Source organism: Klebsiella sp. GN_Kp190, assembly GCF_040061795.1.
Lineage (GTDB): Bacteria > Pseudomonadota > Gammaproteobacteria > Enterobacterales > Enterobacteriaceae > Klebsiella > Klebsiella michiganensis.
On record NZ_JBEAFN010000004.1, the window covers coordinates 32,170 to 48,075 of the forward strand.

Sequence of the window (15,906 nt, forward strand, 5' to 3'; positions counted from 1 at the left end):
AAATATTGCCGTTATTGTGGCTCATCGAGGAAAAGAATCACCACCAGACCTATTGCGGCGCAGATACCAAAATAGGTGAATACAGAATTAAAGCTGCCGGTCTGATCAAGTAAAAAACCGGCGGCCATCGGGGCGACAAAGCCGCCAAGGTTGCCGCCGCTATTAATAATAGAAGAGGCAATCGGATAGGTTTTACTGTCCGAAACGGCCATTCCGTAGGCGGTAAAAGCCGGCCAGCCAATATTCAAACAAAAACCGACAAAGAATAATCCAATACATACCGCCAAGGTGCTTGCTGGAATGTTCAGCATAATGAGCATCATGACCACGGTTGAAATCGCGGTGAACATCATGGTGGGTTTACGCCGGCGGCCTAACACTTTATCCGAGATCCAGCCTCCACCAATCGCGCCAATAAAGCCGCCGATGCACGGCATACTCGCCACGAAGCCCATACTCATCACGTCAAAACCGCGCTCTTTCACTAAATACAGCGGGATCCACGTTAATAACCCGTACAACACGCTGACCATCATAAAATAGGCCAGACAGTCGCCAAGAATATTTTTCGAGGTAAATAATCCTTTCGCCGTATCGATAGGCGCCATCTTTTTCACCCGAATAATTTTATCCAGCCAGGTGAAGCGGTCGGCAATTAATATATTTTCGCGGACGGCGTTTTTATCGGTTTCACGCCCGGCATTAATCTCTTCCAGTTCGCGTTGCGAAACAAATCCGCTTTCCGCGGGCGTTGACTTAACCAACAGGTACCACGCGACCGCCGCCACAATCCCCGGTATCGCAAAGGAGAAAAAGACCCACCGCCAGCCCCAGGTAACCGCGATCCACACCGCCAACGGCGGTACGATTATCGGCGCAAACATGGTGGCGGCGATGTAGACGCCCGTTGCCGTGGCTTTCTCTTTCGGCGGGAACCAGTTATTAATGGTTGAAGCCAGCCCCACCGGGCACGGCCCTTCGCTAAGCCCCAGCCCCAGTCGCACCATCTTCAGGCCAAACACCGAGCTCACGGTGCCCATCAGCCAGGTAAAAGCGGAAAAGCCGAAAATAGACAGCGAGACCAGTCCCCGGGTGCCGCGTCTGGCAATAAAAAAACCGGCCGGGATCTGGCTTACCGCATAGCCGAGGAAAAACATGCTGGCGATGGCCCCGGCCTCAAAGTTGTTGATATGAAACTCGTCAATAATGAACGGCAGTACCGCACCGATATTCGTTCTGTCGGCGTAATTTATGGCATACACCAGGAAAATCATCGTCAAAACCACGAAACGATATTTTGTTTTTCTGGCGTCAGTACAGACAACAGTATCTATACGTGACATAGGGTATCCTCTTTATTTTTTTATGTTTTTTGTCGCGACCCTTACCGCATCGCGCCCTGTTATCAGGCCTGTAGTTGCAATATAACAATCCCAAAAAGAAAGGGTATTCAAAAAAGCTCAATTGCGCGTGAGAAAAATTTGCTTCGTGACTGCACTCAAATTCCTGTCAATTATTTTTTTCGAGAGTTGTGCATTTAAAAACTGTTAACTTCATCACGGATTGCGCCATCACTTATTTTCCGGCTGTGCTATGCTGACCATCATTTTCTGGGATAACGGCTGGACGTCCTTCTTTCTGAGTAAAAAAACCGCCTTGCGTTATTCCCCCCGCCGGAGGAAATCATGAACCAGCCGCTGCAGAATAAAAGCTTGCCGATGCCATCCTTACGTAATATTCAGGCCTTTATTGAAGTGGCTGATACCGGCAGCCTGAACCTGGCGGCAGAGAATCTTAATATTACGGCCTCCGCGGTAAGTCATCAGATAGCCAGCCTGGAACAGTATCTGGGGAAAAAGATATTTTCCCGTAGCAGTAAAGGGATGGTATTAACCACAATTGGCGAAAAATACCTTAAAGAGGTTTCCGGGGCGTTAAATATTATTGGTCAGGCCACTAACCAGGTGATTAATGATATCCACCAGGATTATTTACGGATTCATTCCGCACCGAGCTTTGGATTATTGTGGCTGATGCCCCGTCTGAATAAATTTCGCCAGGCCTGGCCGGAGCTTAAAATTAGCCTGACCTGCTCTTATGAAAGCATCCAGTTCTCCCGCGATAATATTGATATCGATATTCGCCACGGGCTCTCACAGTGGCCAACCCTGGTGGTCAAGACCATAAAAAATGAACGCGTGCTCCCCTTTAGCTCATCGACTTATTTAGCCGGCCGCGACGTTCAGTCCATTGAAGACCTGCTGGCCTGCGACCTTATTCATTCCGATAGCACGCTGATAGGCTGGAGCAACTGGCTGTCGTGGCATAAGGTTCGCGGCTGGAATAAAAACTTTATTTTTAATTTTGACCGCTCCTATATGAGTATTGAGGCTGCCCGGATGGGAATGGGGATTATTCTTGAGAGTAATTTGCTGGCCGGGCAGAGCGTGAGCCAACGCCACCTGGAACCCGTCTTTACCCGCGACGTCAGCATGCCGGTTAACGCGCATCACTTCGTTTTACCGCACCCGAATGAACAAAAAGAGAAAGTGAAGATCTTCTTTGCCTGGGTTGCCGAAGAGCTGAGTCGCGAAGGATTTCATATCTAGCAGCAAACGGTGGACAAACCGCCAACCTGCGCCTAGAGTTAATCAATCGATTGATTAACTTTTCTCGCGCGATGACAACCACTCCCACGACCAGTAAGGGCGAGCAGGCGAAAAGCCTGCTTATCGCCGCCGCAATCGCCCAGTTTGGCGAATACGGCCTGCACGCCACAACCCGCGATATTGCCGCCCAGGCCGGGCAGAATATCGCCGCCATTACCTACTATTTTGGTTCCAAGGACGATCTCTATCTCGCCTGCGCCCAGTGGATTGCCGATTTTATCGAGCACAATTTCCGCCCCCACGCGCAGGCGGCGGAAGCGCTGTGCGCTGAGCCTGTTCCGGATAAAGCCGCCATGCGCACCCTGATACTGGGCGCCTGCCAGAATATGATTTTGCTGCTGACCCAGGACGACACCGTCAATTTGAGCAAATTTATCTCCCGCGAGCAGCTGTCGCCAACGCCGGCCTACCGGCTCATCCACGATCAGGTGATTGCTCCGCTACACTGCTACCTGACCCGCTTAATCGCCGCCTATACCGGCCTTAACGCTGACAGCACGGAAATGGTCCTCCACACCCACGCGCTGCTGGGCGAAGTTCTCGCTTTTCGCCTTGGTCGGGAAACGGTGCTGCGCCGCGCGGGCTGGGCTGAATTCGATCGGGACAAAACCGCGCAAATTATTGAGGTTATCACCTGCCATATTGATTTCGTTCTGGAAGGATTATCGCAAAGGAGTCTGGAGTCATGAAAAAACCGCTCATCGTCGTTGTGCTGCTTCTCCTGCTGGCCGCTGTCATTGGCGGAGGCTGGTGGTGGTACCAGAGCAGCCAGCAGAAAGCGCTCACGCTGTATGGCAACGTGGATATTCGTACCGTCAACCTCAGCTTCCGCGTGGGCGGGCGGCTGGCGTCGCTCAGCGTCGACGAGGGCGATGCGATTAAAGCCGGGCAGACCCTGGGCGAGCTGGACCGAGCGCCCTACGAGAATGCCCTGCAGCAGGCTCAGGCCAACGTTTCCACCGCCCAGGCGCAGTACGACCTGATGATGGCGGGGTATCGCTCGGAAGAGATCGCTCAGGCCGCCGCCGCGGTCAACCAGGCGCAGGCCGCTTACGACTATGCGCAGAATTTTTACCAGCGCCAGCTGGGGCTGCGCAAAAGCAGCGCCATCTCCGCTAACGACCTGGAAAACGCCCGCTCATCGCGCGATCAGGCCCAGGCGACGCTGAAGTCCGCGCAGGATAAGCTGCGCCAGTACCGCGCCGGTAATCGTCCGCAGGAAATCGCCCAGGCCAAAGCCAGCCTTGAACAGGCGCAGGCCGCGCTGGCGCAGGCGAAGCTGGATCTGCACGATACCACGCTGACCTCGCCGTCCGACGGGACGCTGATGACCCGCGCCGTCGAGCCGGGCAGCATGCTCAGCGCTGGCGGCACGGTGATGACGTTATCGTTAACCCATCCGGTGTGGGTACGCGCCTATATCGATGAAAAAAACCTCGGTCAGGCCCAGCCGGGTCGCGAAGTGCTGCTTTACACCGATAGTCGCCCGGATAAACCCTACCGCGGCAAAATTGGCTTCGTCTCCCCTACCGCTGAATTCACGCCGAAAACCGTGGAAACGCCGGACCTGCGCACCGATCTGGTTTATCGCCTGCGTATTGTGGTCACTGATGCCGACGACGCGCTGCGCCAGGGGATGCCGGTCACCGTCACCTTCAGTCACGGAAACGGCCAATGAGCGAGGACGTGATTACGCTGAGCGGCCTGACCCGGCGCTTTGCCGGCATGGATCGCCCGGCCGTCGCGCCGCTGGACTGCACCATTCACTCCGGCTATGTGACCGGTCTGGTGGGCCCGGATGGCGCCGGAAAAACCACCCTGATGCGCATGCTCGCCGGGCTGCTGAAGCCCGACGCAGGCAGCGCAAAAGTGATCGGCTTCGACCCGATTGCCGACGATAGCGCCCTGCATGCGGTGCTCGGCTATATGCCGCAGAAATTCGGCCTGTATGAAGATCTGACGGTGATGGAAAACCTGACGCTCTACGCCGATCTGCGCAGCGTGACCGGCGAGGCGCGGGAAAAAACCTTCGCCAGGCTGCTGGAGTTTACCTCCCTCGGCCCCTTTACCGGCCGGCTGGCGGGCAAGCTTTCCGGCGGCATGAAGCAGAAACTTGGCCTGGCCTGCACCCTCGTCGGCGAACCGAAAGTCCTGCTGCTGGATGAACCCGGCGTCGGCGTCGACCCCATCTCCCGCCGCGAACTGTGGCAGATGGTGCACGAACTGGCGGGCGACGGAATGCTGATCCTCTGGAGCACCTCTTATCTTGATGAGGCCGAGCAGTGCCGGGACGTTCTGTTGATGAACGAGGGCCAGCTGCTCTACCAGGGGGCGCCAAAAGAGCTGACGCAGACCATGGCCGGACGCAGCTTTTTGGTTTCCAGCGCCCGGGAGAATAACCGCCGCCTCCTCCAGCGTACGCTGAAGCTGCCGCAGGTCAGCGATGGCGTGATTCAGGGTAAATCGGTACGCCTGATCCTTAAAAAAGAGGCCAGCATCAGCGATGTACAGAAGGCTGGCGATATGCCGCCGCTGGAGGTCGCCGAAACCGCGCCGCGCTTCGAGGATGCCTTTATCGACCTGCTGGGCGGCGCCGGTACTGCCGAATCGCCGCTGGGCAACATTATCCACACCGTGGAAGGCTCCCATGAGGACACGGTGATTGAAGCGCAGACCCTGACCAAGAAATTCGGCGATTTTGCCGCCACCGACCACGTTGATTTTCAGGTCAAACGCGGGGAGATTTTCGGCCTCCTCGGGCCTAACGGCGCGGGAAAGTCCACGACGTTTAAGATGATGTGCGGCCTGCTGGTCCCCACCTCCGGGAAAGCGCTGGTGCTGGGCATGGACCTGAAAGTCAGCTCCGGCAAGGCGCGTCAGCATCTGGGCTATATGGCGCAGAAGTTCTCGCTCTACGGCAACCTTTCCGTTGAGCAGAACCTGCGCTTCTTCTCCGGCGTCTACGGCCTGCGCGGACGGGCGCAGAACGACAAAATCGCCAGCATGAGCGAGGCGTTTGGCCTGAAAAGCATCGCCCGGCAGGCCGCCGACGATCTGCCGCTCGGCTATAAACAGCGCCTGGCGCTGGCCTGCTCGCTGATGCACGAACCGGATATCCTGTTTCTTGATGAACCCACTTCCGGGGTCGATCCCCTCACCCGCCGCGAATTCTGGCTGCATATCAACAGTATGGTGGATAAAGGCGTGACGGTGATGGTCACCACCCACTTTATGGATGAAGCGGAGTATTGCGATCGTATCGGCCTGGTCTATCGCGGCAAACTGATCGCCAGCGGCACGCCGGACGATCTGAAGGCGCTGGCGGCGGATGATGAACAGCCTGACCCGACGATGGAGCAGGCGTTTATCACCCTCATTCACGACTGGGATAAGGAGAACGCCGGTGAGCGGTAAACTGCTATCGTGGCGGCGCGTACGCGCCCTGTGCGTGAAAGAGACGCGGCAGATTGTCCGCGACCCCAGCAGCTGGCTGATTGCGGTGGTCATCCCCCTGCTGCTGCTGTTTATCTTTGGCTACGGGATTAACCTCGACTCCAGCAAGCTGCGGGTGGGCGTGCTGCTGGAGCAGCAGAGCGAAGAGGCGCTAGATTTTGTCCATACCATGACCGGCTCCCCTTATATCGACGCCACCATCAGCGATAACCGCCAGGAACTGGTGCAGATGATGCAGGCGGGACGCATTCGCGCCCTGGTAACCCTGCCGGTGGACTTCGACCAGAAGATGGCCCGCCCCGGCGACGATGCGCCGATCCAGCTCATCACCGACGGCAGCGAACCGAATACCGCTAACTTCGCTCAGGGCTACGTCGAAGGCATCTGGCAAATCTGGCAGCAGCAGCGGGCGGAAGATCGCGGCGAAACCTTCGAGCCGCTAATCGACGTGCAGACGCGCTACTGGTTTAACCCGGCCGCGATCAGCCAGCATTTTATTATCCCCGGCGCGATTACCATCATTATGACGGTAGTCGGCGCGATCCTGACCTCGCTGGTGGTGGCCCGCGAGTGGGAGCGCGGCACCATGGAGGCGCTGCTGTCGACCGAGATTACCCGCGCCGAGCTGCTGCTGTGCAAGCTGATCCCCTACTATTTCCTCGGCATGCTGGCGATGCTGCTGTGTATGCTGGTGGCGGTGTTTATTCTCGGCGTGCCCTTTCGCGGTTCGCTGGTGATTCTGTTTTTTATCACCAGCCTGTTTTTGCTGAGCACCTTGGGAATGGGGCTGCTGATTTCCACCATTACCCGCAACCAGTTTAACGCCGCGCAGGTGGCGCTGAATGCCGCATTCCTGCCTTCAATTATGCTGTCCGGGTTTATTTTTCAGATAGACAGCATGCCGGCGATAATCCGCGCGGTGACCTACGTGATCCCGGCGCGCTATTTTGTCAGCACCCTGCAAAGCCTGTTTCTGGCGGGCAACATCCCGGTGGTGCTGCTGGTGAACGTGATGTTTTTAATCGCCTCGGCGGTGATGTTTATCGGCCTGACGTGGCTGAAAACCAAACGGCGTCTGGATTAATTTGCCTGCGTGCCCCCGGGTTGCGGCTAACGTCTTACCCGGGCTACCGTTTCTGCCAGATTGGGTAGCCAGGATAAGCGCAGTCCGGGAATACAAAGCAGTATAAAGAGAGAATATAAGATGTTTCATCGCTTATGGACGTTAATCCGCAAAGAGCTACAGTCGCTGTTGCGTGAACCGCAGACGCGGGCGATTTTGATTATGCCGGTGCTCATTCAGGTGCTGCTGTTCCCCTTTGCCGCCACGCTGGAGGTAACGAACGCCACCATCGCCATCTATAACGAAGACAACGGCAAGCACGCCGTGGAGCTGACCCAGCGCTTTGCCCGCGCCAAAGCCTTCACCCACGTGCTGTTACTGAAAAGCCCTCAGGAAATAAGACCGACCATCGATGAACAAAAAGCGCTATTGGTCGTGCGTTTCCCGGCGGATTTTTCGCGCAACCTCGACACCAACCAGACCGCCCCGCTCCAGCTGCTGCTGGACGGGCGCAACTCCAACAGCGCGCAAATTGCCGCCAACTACCTCCAGCAGATCGTCAAAAGCTATCAGCAGGACCTGCTGGAAGGCAAAGCCAAACCGAACAATAGCGAGCTGGTGGTACGCAACTGGTATAACCCGAATCTCGATTACAAATGGTTCGTGGTGCCGTCGCTGATCGCCATGATCACCACCATCGGCGTAATGATCGTCACCTCGCTCTCCGTTGCCCGCGAGCGCGAACAGGGGACGCTCGACCAGCTGCTGGTCTCGCCGCTGGCAACCTGGCAGATCTTTATCGGTAAAGCGGTCCCGGCGCTGATTGTCGCCACCCTGCAGGCGACCATCGTGCTGGGGATCGGTATCTGGGCCTATCAGATTCCCTTCGCTGGCTCACTGCTGCTGTTTTACTTCACGATGATCGTTTACGGTCTGTCGCTGGTAGGATTCGGACTGCTGATTTCGTCGCTGTGCTCCACGCAGCAGCAGGCGTTTATCGGCGTATTCGTCTTTATGATGCCGGCGATTTTACTCTCCGGCTACGTTTCGCCGGTGGAAAATATGCCGGTATGGCTACAAAACCTGACGTGGGTGAATCCGATTCGTCATTTCACCGATATCACCAAGCAGATCTATTTGAAGGATGCGAGTCTGGAAATCGTGTGGGGAAGTTTGTGGCCGCTACTGGTCATAGCGGCCACCACCGGCTCGGCGGCGTATGCGATGTTCCGAAGAAAGATCGCGTAATACTCGTCATCGTTCAAGCCACAACTGTAGCTGGCTCGCCTTGCTCCCCCCAGTCACATAGTTATCTATGCTTCTGGGGATTCGCTGCGTTGCCGCCTTGTTGTAGCCCGAACGATTTAGCGTATCTGTTTTTATCTTTTGCCAGCAGTGAAACCACCGCCGGACCGGCCAGTATTGCCAGCCCGGCGAGGGCCAGCAGCAGGTTATTGTGCAGCACGCGCGACAGCAGCCACAGCACGATCACCGCGGTACCGAAGTACCAGGTGGTGGTGAGTTCCTCAAGGAAATCACCGACGTCGCGCCAGCGCTCATCGTGATGGCGCTGCAAAAACAGCATCGACACTAACGTGACGCCGTACAGCACGCACAAACCTAATCCGACGCGCACCAGCGCGCCGCTCATCCAACCCATCACCAGTACTGCCACGACCAGTAGATGCAACATAATCTGCCAGCAACTAAGACCCGTTGCGACGCGTACACGTTGTTGCCACTTCATGGCTTCTCTCCTGAAGGATTTTTCTCTGCTACTCAGAGTACCGCACTTTACGGAAAATTCCGTATCACCGCATCTTTTTGTGACCTCTACTACACTATTTCCTACAGGAAAGTGACATTGCCCAGAGAAATAAGGACAAACAAATGCCGCGATTTTCGTTAAACGTGCTGACAATTAACACTCATAAAGGGTTTACTGCGTTCAATCGCCGCTTTATTTTGCCCGAATTACGCGAAGCGGTGCGCAGCGTCAGCGCCGACATTGTTTGCCTGCAGGAGGTGATGGGGGCGCACGAAATTCATCCGCTGCATATCGAAAACTGGCCGGATACCACCCACTATGAGTTTCTGGCCGATACCATGTGGAGCGATTATGCCTACGGTCGTAACGCCGTTTACCCGGAAGGGCATCACGGCAACGCGGTCCTCTCCCGCTTCCCCATCGAACATTATCAAAATCTCGATGTTTCGGTCGGCAACAGCGAAAAGCGCGGCCTGCTCTACTGCCGCATCGTCCCGCCGGAAAGCGGCATCGCTATCCATTTATTCTGCGTGCACCTGGGACTGCGCGCTCATCAACGCCAGGCCCAGTTGACGATGCTGGCGGACTGGGTGAACGGTTTACCCGCGGGCGAACCGGTGGTGGTAGCCGGTGATTTTAACGACTGGCGGCAGCAGGCGAACCGCCAGCTTAAAGCCCAGGCCGGGCTGGAGGAGATTTTTACCCGCGCCAGAGGGCGCCCGGCGCGCACTTTCCCGGTCAGCTTTCCGCTGCTGCGACTTGACCGCATCTACGTAAAAAACGCCCACGCCAGCCAGCCCAGAGCGCTGGCGTTAAAACAGTGGCGTCATCTGTCCGATCATGCACCGCTTAGCGTGGAGATACATCTGTGAAATGCAGCTGGCAGGAAGGAAACCGCATTCGGCTATTAGAAAATGGCGATAACTATTATCCGGCCCTGTTTGCCGCCATCGGCCGCGCGCAGCAGCGGGTGATCCTTGAGTCTTTTATCTGGTTTGAAGATGACGTCGGCAAACAGCTCCATGCCGTTCTGTTAAAAGCGGCCCAGCGCGGCGTGCGCGTCGAGGTCTTATTGGACGGCTACGGCTCGCCGGATTTAAGCGAAAGCTTTGTGGGCGAGCTGACGTCGGCTGGCGTGATTTTTCGCTATTACGATCCGCGCCCGCGCCTGCTCGGCATGCGCACCAATTTATTTCGCCGTATGCATCGCAAAATCGTGGTGATTGACGACGTTACCGCCTTTGTCGGCGGCATTAACTACTCCGCCGAGCACATGACCGATTACGGCCCGGAGGCCAAACAGGATTACGCCGTACAGGTCGAAGGGCCGGTAGTGCTCGATATTCTGCAATTTGAACTCGAAAACCTCCCCACCAGCGAAGCGACACGACGCTGGTGGCAGCGGCGTCGGCATAAGCCTGAAATCAACCGCAACCCCGGCGAAGCGCAGGCGCTGTTTATCTGGCGGGATAATCAGGATCATCGCGATGATATTGAGCGTCACTATCTGAAGATGCTGACCAGCGCCCGCCGGGAAGTTATTATCGCTAACGCCTACTTTTTCCCCGGCTATCGGCTGCTGCACGCTATGCGCAACGCTGCCCGCCGCGGCGTGCGCGTTAAGCTCATCGTTCAGGGTGAGCCGGATATTCCGATTGTCAAATTCGGCGCGCGCCTGCTCTACCACTATCTGGTAAAAGGCGGCGTGCAGATTTTCGAATATCGCCGCCGTCCGCTGCACGGCAAAGTGGCGCTGGCGGACGATCACTGGGCCACTGTGGGCTCCAGCAACCTCGACCCCCTGAGCCTGTCGCTGAATCTGGAAGCCAACCTGGTGATTCACGACCGCGAGTTTAACCAGACGCTGCGCGATAATCTCAATGGCTTAATCCTTAACGACTGCCGCGAGGTCGATAAGCGCATTTTGTCGAAACGAACCTGGTGGCGGCTCGGCATTAGCGTGCTGGCGTTCCACTTCCTGCGCCACTTCCCTGCCTGGGTCGGATGGCTACCGGCCCATACGCCGCTGCTGTCGCGGGTTCAGCCCCCGGTACAGCCAGAAATAGAAACCCAGGACCGCGTGGACCCGGAAAACCAGGAGGTGAAATCCTGATGGCGAAATCTCACCCTCGCTGGCGGATGGCGAAAAAAATCCTGACGGTGCTCTTTTTTATCGCCGTCGTCGTTCTGCTGGTGGTCTATGCGCAAAAAATCGACTGGCAGGACGTGTGGAAGGTCATTCGCGATTACAACCGTACGGCGCTGCTCAGCGCCATCGGGTTGGTTATCGCCAGCTACCTGATCTATGGCTGCTACGACCTGCTGGGGCGCGCTTACTGCGGCCACAAGCTGGCTAAACGCCAGGTGATGCTGGTGTCGTTTATCTGCTACGCCTTTAACCTGACGCTCAGCACTTGGGTGGGTGGGATTGGTATGCGCTATCGGCTCTACTCGCGCCTCGGCCTGAGCGGCGCAACCATTACCCGTATCTTCTCTCTGAGCATTACCACCAACTGGCTGGGCTATATTCTGCTCGGCGGTATTATTTTTAGCTCCGGCATGGTGAAGGTGCCCGAGCGCTGGTATATCAGCCAGTCGTCGCTGCAAATTCTGGGCGTCGTTTTACTGCTGATTTCCGCGTTTTACCTGTGGGCCTGCGCCTTTGCTAAAAAGCGCCATCTGACGATAAAAGGCCAGCGGCTGGTGCTGCCGTCCTGGCGCTTCTCGATATTGCAGATGGCGGTTTCCAGCCTGAACTGGATGGCGATGGGGGCGATTATCTGGCTGCTGCTGGGCCCGCAGGTGGACTATTTTCTCGTGCTCGGCGTGCTGCTGGTCAGCAGCATTGCGGGGGTTATCGTGCATATTCCGGCAGGCATTGGCGTGCTTGAGGCGGTATTTATCGCCATGCTTTCCGGGGAAGAGATTTCGCGCGGCGCGATTATTGCCGCCCTGCTTGCCTATCGCGCCCTGTACTACTTCCTGCCGCTGCTGCTGGCGACCATCGGCTACCTGATTCTGGAGAGCCGGGCGAAGCATCTGCGGGAGAAAAACCAGCGCAAGCTGGCGGGCGAGTAGTCAAAAAAGCCCCGGTCGCGGATGCTGACCGGGGCTACAGGTTCATCGTTTTCTGCGGTCTGGTAGCCCGGATAAGGCGCATCGCGCCGCCATCCGGGAACGAGTTAACGACGGTTGCCGAAAATGCGCAGCAGCATCAGGAACAGGTTGATAAAGTCCAGATACAGCGTCAGCGCCCCAAGAATCGAGTATTTGCGCAGCGTTGACGCATCGCGAACGTCAATCTGCTCGCCGATGTTTTTCAGCTTCTGGGTGTCATAGGCGGTCAGGCCGACGAAGACGATCACCCCGATGTAGGTCACCGCCCACATCAGCGCTTCGCTCTTCAGCCAGAAGTTAACCAGCGACGCCAGCAGGATACCGATAAGCGCCATAAACAGCATATTGCCGAAGCCGCTCAGGTCGCGTTTAGTGGTATAGCCGTAAAGGCTCATCACGCCAAACATCCCGCCTGCCACCACGAAGGTACTGGCGATCGATGAGTAGGTATAGACGAGGAATATACTGGATAAGGTGAGCCCGGTTAGCGCCGAATAGAGCATAAACAGGGTGGTCGCCATTCCCGCGCTCAGCCGCTGCACCATGCCGGAGAGCACAAATACCAGCCCCAGCTGGGCGATGATCAGGCCGAAAAAGGTTATTTTGCTGGAAAAGACAAACATCATCACCGCAGGGGTGTTGGCCGCAAACCACGCGATAAACGCCGTGAGCAGCAGCCCGACCGTCATCCAGCCGTACACCTGCGCCATATAAGTTTGAAGTCCGCTGCGACCCTGTACGATCGACCCGGAACGAGGATATCTATCCATGACTGTCTCCTGATTAACGAAATTTATCTTCTAAGCGTACCACACTACCAGCGTTCTGCCGCTTCACGGTCGCTATCTCGCGCATCGACCCAGCGCTCGCCTTCCGGCGTCGCCTCCCGCTTCCAGAACGGCGCGCGGGTCTTCAGGTAATCCATAATAAACTCCCCCGCCGCAAACGCGCTACCGCGGTGGGCGCTGGTGACGCCGACAAAGACAATCTCCTCCCCGGGCCACATCTCGCCGATACGGTGAATCACCGTCACCCGGCCCAGCGGCCAGCGCTCGCGCGCCTGTTCCACAATCTCCGCCAGCGACTTTTCCGTCATCCCCGGATAGTGTTCGAGGGTCAGCGCTTTGACGCTGTCGCCAAGGTTGTGGTTGCGGACCTTGCCGGTAAACGTCACTACCGCGCCGTCTTCATCGCGCTCGGCCAGCCAGGGGTATTCGTCGCCGACCTTAAAGCGGTCATGGCTGACGATAATACGCGTCTGCGTCATGTTATCCCCCGGTAACCGGCGGGAAAAACGCCACTTCATCACCGGCCGCCAGCGGGTGATCAAACGTCGTCAGCGTCTGGTTTACCGCCGCCAGCAGCTTGCCCTCCTCCAGCGCCAGCGCCCAGCGGTCGCCGCGGGCGATCAGCTGCTGGCGAACGGCTTCAACCGTGGTCAGGCCTTGCGGATCGAGCGTCAGGGAGTCGGTGCCGAGCAGTTCGCGCACCTGGGCAAAAAAAAGAACCTTAATCATGGCTATCTTCCACTCTGAAATCGCCGGACTTGCCGCCGCTTTTCGCCAGCAGGCGCACCGGACCTATCACCATATCTTTCTGCACCGCTTTGCACATATCGTAAATCGTCAGCGCGGCGACGGAAGCGGCGGTCAGGGCTTCCATCTCAACGCCGGTTTTCCCGGTCAGACGGCACAGGGATTCGATACGCACCCGGTTATGCTCGGGCTGCGCCTGCAGATTGACTTCGACTTTGCTCAGCATCAGCGGATGGCAAAGCGGAATCAGCTCCCAGGTGCGTTTTGCCGCCTGGATCCCGGCAATGCGCGCGGTGGCAAAGACATCACCTTTGTGATGGCTACCGTCGATAATCATCGCCAGCGTCGTGGCCTGCATTTCAACATAGGCCTCGGCGCGCGCTTCGCGAACCGTCTCCGCTTTCCCTGAGACATCGACCATGTGCGCTTCGCCGGCGGCGTTAATATGGGTCAGCTGCGTCATAAATTACTTCTTAAGATGAGAGATAAAGTTGCACGGGCGCGTGCGCGCATCGAGCTGCGGCGCAATAATATTGTCCCATGCGGTACGACAGGCTTTGGTTGAGCCGGGCATCGCAAAAATCAGCGTGCGGTTCGCCACCCCGGCAACGGCGCGGGACTGCAGGGTCGAGGTACCGATCTCTTCGAAGGAGAGCATGCGGAACACCTCGCCGAAACCTTCCACTTCGCGGTCAAACAGCGGCAGCAGCGCTTCCGGCGCCTGGTCGCCGTCGGTAAAACCGGTGCCGCCGGTAATCAGCACCACCTGCACCTCATCGCCGGCAATCCACGCCGACACCTGAGCGCGAATGGCGTAGCGGTTCTCTTTCACAATCGCCTTATCGACGATGACATGCCCCGCCTCCTCAGCCGCGTCGCGCAGCCAGTGTCCGGAGGTGTCGTCCTCTTCGCCACGTCGGCTGGAGACGGTGAGAATAGCAATACGGGTCGGGATAAACTCAGCGCTGGCCTGGCTCATCTGATCGCTCCTTAAAATGAATTATCCGCCAATATAGGACAGGTTCTGGGTAATACCGGTGTTGCCCTGATGCAGGAAGTGGGTCTGTTTTTTGTGCGTTAACGCCTCGGATATGCGCGCCTCCAGCGCCGGCTGCTGCTGCTCATCGGCGAGCAGATCGCGCAGATCGACGCCGCCTTCGCCGAACAGGCACAGGTGCAATTTACCCACGGAAGAGACGCGCAGACGGTTACAGGTGGCGCAGAAGTCTTTTTCATAAGGCATAATCAGACCGATTTCCCCGGCATAATCCGGATGGCAAAACACCTGCGCCGGGCCGTCGCTACGCTGGCGGATCTGATGGATCCAGCCGCGACGCAGCAGCTCATCGCGCAGCACCATGCCCGAGATATGATGGCGGCGGAACAGATCGCTGCCTTCGCCGGTTTCCATCAATTCAATAAAACGTAGCTGAATGCGGCGCGGCTGGATCCACGCCAGAAAAGTGTCGAGCTGGTGATGGTTAACGTCGCGCATCAGCACGGTATTGACCTTCACTTTTTCGAAGCCAGCGGCAAATGCGGCATCGATGCCGGCCATCACCTGATGAAACTTGTCCTGGCCGGTGATGGCGTGAAACTGACGCGCATCGAGGCTATCCACGCTGACGTTAATCGCCGTCAGCCCGGAATCGCGCCAGCTTTCAACGTCGCGCGCCAGCCGGTAGCCGTTGGTGGTGACCGCAATCTGGCGAATAGAAGGGTTTTCCCGCACCGCGGCGATGATGTCGGTAAAATCGCGACGCAGCGAGGGTTCGCCGCCGGTCAGGCGCACCTTTTCCGTCCCCAGGGCGGAGAACGCGCGCGTCACGCGGCGAACTTCATCAACGCTGAGAAAGCCTTTATTGGTGACGGCGCCGGGCTTATAGCCATCGGGGAGACAGTAGGTGCAACGAAAGTTGCATACGTCGGTAATTGATAAACGCAGATAGTAAAACTTCCGCGCAAATGCATCGGTAAGCTGTGAAGCCATAGACACCTTTCCAAATACGGGAGACGCGGTCATTTCTTTTCGCGCCCTGGTGGCAACCGAGGTTGTCACGGCCAAAGCACCATATCTTTCGACACAGGCACAGAGGCTAGAGTGTTAGTGGGTTACGCCGAATAGTAGCGCGGAAACCAGGGTTATGCCATACCCACATTTCGTTATGTAAAGGCATATATAACGGATTTATCTCGTTTTTTTCACCTAAGCACGTGAGAAAAAAGCGTAATCCTTCCTGCAAATCACCGCCCAGCATCGGATATAAAAACACCCAGTATTATTTCGCGCTCACCGGGTCA

The 15,906-nt window shown here is 56.9% G+C and carries 17 protein-coding genes and 1 riboswitch; of the genes, 9 read left to right on the plus strand and 8 right to left on the minus strand.

The genetic code is table 11. The features are described from left to right. Positions 1–11: 11 nt before the first annotated feature. Positions 12–1,343: an MFS transporter gene (locus ABLU67_RS01675; protein ID WP_032748828.1), complete on the minus strand. Its 1,332-nt coding sequence runs from the start codon at positions 1,341–1,343 to the stop codon at positions 12–14. A 342-nt stretch (positions 1,344–1,685) separates the two neighbouring features. Between ABLU67_RS01675 and ABLU67_RS01680 the strand changes: the two genes are divergently transcribed. From ABLU67_RS01680 to ABLU67_RS01705, 6 genes are all read left to right on the plus strand, one after another. After that, entirely contained in the window at positions 1,686–2,609 is a 924-nt protein-coding gene (locus tag ABLU67_RS01680) for a LysR substrate-binding domain-containing protein (RefSeq protein WP_014837871.1), read from the plus strand. 71 nt (positions 2,610–2,680) lie between these two features. Beyond that, positions 2,681–3,358, plus strand: a complete 678-nt coding sequence (gene cecR / locus ABLU67_RS01685) for a transcriptional regulator CecR (protein ID WP_038424240.1) — start codon at positions 2,681–2,683, stop codon at positions 3,356–3,358. Then, entirely contained in the window at positions 3,355–4,347 is a 993-nt protein-coding gene (gene hlyD / locus ABLU67_RS01690; protein ID WP_025108107.1) for a secretion protein HlyD, read from the plus strand. Before cecR ends, hlyD begins: the two co-directional genes overlap by 4 nt. Next, on the plus strand, positions 4,344–6,083 hold the full coding sequence (locus tag ABLU67_RS01695; protein WP_025108108.1) for an ATP-binding cassette domain-containing protein: 1,740 nt from the start codon (positions 4,344–4,346) through the stop codon (positions 6,081–6,083). Before hlyD ends, ABLU67_RS01695 begins: the two co-directional genes overlap by 4 nt. Further along, positions 6,073–7,206: an ABC transporter permease gene (locus ABLU67_RS01700; RefSeq protein ID WP_014228500.1), complete on the plus strand. Its 1,134-nt coding sequence runs from the start codon at positions 6,073–6,075 to the stop codon at positions 7,204–7,206. The genes ABLU67_RS01695 and ABLU67_RS01700 overlap by 11 nt, the downstream gene beginning before the upstream one ends. A 120-nt stretch (positions 7,207–7,326) precedes the next feature. Further along, complete coding sequence (locus ABLU67_RS01705) at positions 7,327–8,433, plus strand: ABC transporter permease (protein WP_004849064.1); 1,107 nt, start codon at positions 7,327–7,329, stop codon at positions 8,431–8,433. A 61-nt stretch (positions 8,434–8,494) separates the two neighbouring features. Here the strand turns inward: ABLU67_RS01705 and ABLU67_RS01710 are convergent, their stop codons facing one another. Further along, entirely contained in the window at positions 8,495–8,932 is a 438-nt protein-coding gene (locus ABLU67_RS01710; protein WP_004130686.1) for a YbhQ family protein, read from the minus strand. A gap of 143 nt (positions 8,933–9,075) precedes the next feature. On the opposite strand from ABLU67_RS01710, the gene ABLU67_RS01715 reads away from it, so the two are divergent. The 3 genes from ABLU67_RS01715 to ABLU67_RS01725 are packed head-to-tail and all read left to right on the plus strand — an operon-like array spanning position 9,076 to position 12,031. Continuing rightward, positions 9,076–9,825: an endonuclease/exonuclease/phosphatase family protein gene (locus ABLU67_RS01715; RefSeq protein WP_014228498.1), complete on the plus strand. Its 750-nt coding sequence runs from the start codon at positions 9,076–9,078 to the stop codon at positions 9,823–9,825. After that, positions 9,822–11,066, plus strand: coding sequence for a cardiolipin synthase ClsB (gene clsB, locus ABLU67_RS01720; RefSeq protein WP_014837867.1), 1,245 nt, complete (start codon positions 9,822–9,824; stop codon positions 11,064–11,066). The genes ABLU67_RS01715 and clsB overlap by 4 nt, the downstream gene beginning before the upstream one ends. After that, on the plus strand, positions 11,066–12,031 hold the full coding sequence (locus tag ABLU67_RS01725) for a lysylphosphatidylglycerol synthase domain-containing protein (RefSeq protein WP_254539596.1): 966 nt from the start codon (positions 11,066–11,068) through the stop codon (positions 12,029–12,031). The genes clsB and ABLU67_RS01725 overlap by 1 nt, the downstream gene beginning before the upstream one ends. Positions 12,032–12,135: 104 nt before the next feature. Here ABLU67_RS01725 and ABLU67_RS01730 read toward each other — a convergent pair whose 3' ends face one another. The 6 genes from ABLU67_RS01730 to moaA all read right to left on the minus strand — a co-directional run bounded on the left by ABLU67_RS01730 (position 12,136) and on the right by moaA (position 15,595). Beyond that, positions 12,136–12,840 carry a Bax inhibitor-1/YccA family protein gene (locus ABLU67_RS01730; protein WP_025108111.1) on the minus strand — a complete coding sequence of 235 codons (705 nt, stop codon included), beginning with the start codon at positions 12,838–12,840 and terminating at the stop codon, positions 12,136–12,138. Between the two features lie 44 nt (positions 12,841–12,884). Next, entirely contained in the window at positions 12,885–13,337 is a 453-nt protein-coding gene (gene moaE, locus ABLU67_RS01735; RefSeq protein ID WP_004849058.1) for a molybdopterin synthase catalytic subunit MoaE, read from the minus strand. 1 nt (position 13,338) lies between these two features. Continuing rightward, positions 13,339–13,587 carry a molybdopterin synthase sulfur carrier subunit gene (moaD, locus tag ABLU67_RS01740; protein WP_004849056.1) on the minus strand — a complete coding sequence of 83 codons (249 nt, stop codon included), beginning with the start codon at positions 13,585–13,587 and terminating at the stop codon, positions 13,339–13,341. Next, the gene (gene moaC, locus ABLU67_RS01745; RefSeq protein ID WP_014228494.1) at positions 13,580–14,068 is read right to left on the minus strand and encodes a cyclic pyranopterin monophosphate synthase MoaC; all 489 of its coding nucleotides are present in this window, start codon (positions 14,066–14,068) and stop codon (positions 13,580–13,582) included. The genes moaD and moaC overlap by 8 nt, the downstream gene beginning before the upstream one ends. Before the next feature lie 3 nt (positions 14,069–14,071). Then, on the minus strand, positions 14,072–14,584 hold the full coding sequence (gene moaB / locus ABLU67_RS01750) for a molybdenum cofactor biosynthesis protein B (RefSeq protein WP_009653795.1): 513 nt from the start codon (positions 14,582–14,584) through the stop codon (positions 14,072–14,074). A 21-nt stretch (positions 14,585–14,605) separates the two neighbouring features. After that, the gene (moaA, locus tag ABLU67_RS01755) at positions 14,606–15,595 is read right to left on the minus strand and encodes a GTP 3',8-cyclase MoaA (protein ID WP_148850096.1); all 990 of its coding nucleotides are present in this window, start codon (positions 15,593–15,595) and stop codon (positions 14,606–14,608) included. Continuing rightward, a riboswitch (molybdenum cofactor riboswitch) is annotated at positions 15,583–15,721 on the minus strand. It overlaps the preceding gene by 13 nt. Positions 15,722–15,906: the final 185 nt, after the last annotated feature.

Bases quoted from the DNA above. Each gene is read 5' to 3' on its own strand.
- ABLU67_RS01675 (WP_032748828.1), bottom strand. From the start codon at position 1,343: ATGTCACGTATAGATACTGTTGTCTGTACTGACGCCAGAAAAACAAAA.
- ABLU67_RS01680 (WP_014837871.1), top strand. From the start codon at position 1,686: ATGAACCAGCCGCTGCAGAATAAAAGCTTGCCGATGCCATCCTTACGT.
- cecR (WP_038424240.1), top strand. From the start codon at position 2,681: ATGACAACCACTCCCACGACCAGTAAGGGCGAGCAGGCGAAAAGCCTG.
- hlyD (WP_025108107.1), top strand. From the start codon at position 3,355: ATGAAAAAACCGCTCATCGTCGTTGTGCTGCTTCTCCTGCTGGCCGCT.
- ABLU67_RS01695 (WP_025108108.1), top strand. From the start codon at position 4,344: ATGAGCGAGGACGTGATTACGCTGAGCGGCCTGACCCGGCGCTTTGCC.
- ABLU67_RS01705 (WP_004849064.1), top strand. From the start codon at position 7,327: ATGTTTCATCGCTTATGGACGTTAATCCGCAAAGAGCTACAGTCGCTG.
- ABLU67_RS01710 (WP_004130686.1), bottom strand. From the start codon at position 8,932: ATGAAGTGGCAACAACGTGTACGCGTCGCAACGGGTCTTAGTTGCTGG.
- ABLU67_RS01715 (WP_014228498.1), top strand. From the start codon at position 9,076: ATGCCGCGATTTTCGTTAAACGTGCTGACAATTAACACTCATAAAGGG.
- ABLU67_RS01725 (WP_254539596.1), top strand. From the start codon at position 11,066: ATGGCGAAATCTCACCCTCGCTGGCGGATGGCGAAAAAAATCCTGACG.
- ABLU67_RS01730 (WP_025108111.1), bottom strand. From the start codon at position 12,840: ATGGATAGATATCCTCGTTCCGGGTCGATCGTACAGGGTCGCAGCGGA.
- moaE (WP_004849058.1), bottom strand. From the start codon at position 13,337: ATGACGCAGACGCGTATTATCGTCAGCCATGACCGCTTTAAGGTCGGC.
- moaD (WP_004849056.1), bottom strand. From the start codon at position 13,587: ATGATTAAGGTTCTTTTTTTTGCCCAGGTGCGCGAACTGCTCGGCACC.
- moaC (WP_014228494.1), bottom strand. From the start codon at position 14,068: ATGACGCAGCTGACCCATATTAACGCCGCCGGCGAAGCGCACATGGTC.
- moaB (WP_009653795.1), bottom strand. From the start codon at position 14,584: ATGAGCCAGGCCAGCGCTGAGTTTATCCCGACCCGTATTGCTATTCTC.
- moaA (WP_148850096.1), bottom strand. From the start codon at position 15,595: ATGGCTTCACAGCTTACCGATGCATTTGCGCGGAAGTTTTACTATCTG.